1 protein-coding gene is annotated in these 642 nt (G+C 56.9%); it reads left to right on the top strand.

Annotated features, from left to right (window positions below; genetic code table 11):
• Positions 1-319: 319 nt before the first annotated feature.
• A partial coding sequence (locus AC04SI_RS33335; RefSeq protein WP_488475736.1) for an ATP-dependent DNA ligase occupies positions 320-642 on the top strand: 323 nt, incomplete at its 3' end.

Below are 642 nucleotides of genomic sequence, written 5' to 3'. Positions count from 1 at the left end.
GCCAAAGATTGCCTCGTGGCCTTTATGGTCTCCGGCCACGGGACTCTTGCCCGGAGTATGCCAGGTGCAGGTCTCGTCGATGATTAGCGCCAGCGTGTCCATGTCTCCAGTATTGAACGCGGCATAACCGCGCCGAACGATCTCGGAGTTCTGATCTCTTGACGTCACATCTGCCATAACTTTCCTCCCTAACCGGCGAAACGGGTAGGTTTGCCGGCTGGCAAATTATAGGCCGTTCATTCGAATATTCAATTTTGCTAAAATGCTTCGGAACTAAGATTAGGCGCCAAGCCTTGAATCGCGTTCCGTGAGTCTGTGCATGCGTTTGAAGTTCATCCCTCCGTTGATGCCGACCTTGGTGGAGAAGCCTGCCGAGGGCGATGGCTGGATTCACGAGGTCAAGTTCGATGGCTACCGTTCCCAGATCGTCAGGGATATCGACGGCGTGCGCATCTTCACCCGCCGCGGACTGGACTGGACGTCGAAATACCGTGACCTCGCAGCCGCCGCGGCCTCGCTCGAGGTGGAAAGCGCCATCATTGACGGCGAGATCATCGTCACCAACGAGGCGGGGATCTCCGACTTCGCAGCACTTCGGAAAGCGATCACCCGGCGCCAGCATGATCTGTACTTCGTCGCCTT

Source organism: Mesorhizobium sp. CNPSo 4689 (assembly GCF_057784325.1).
This window is presented reverse-complemented; position numbering and strand designations above follow the sequence as displayed.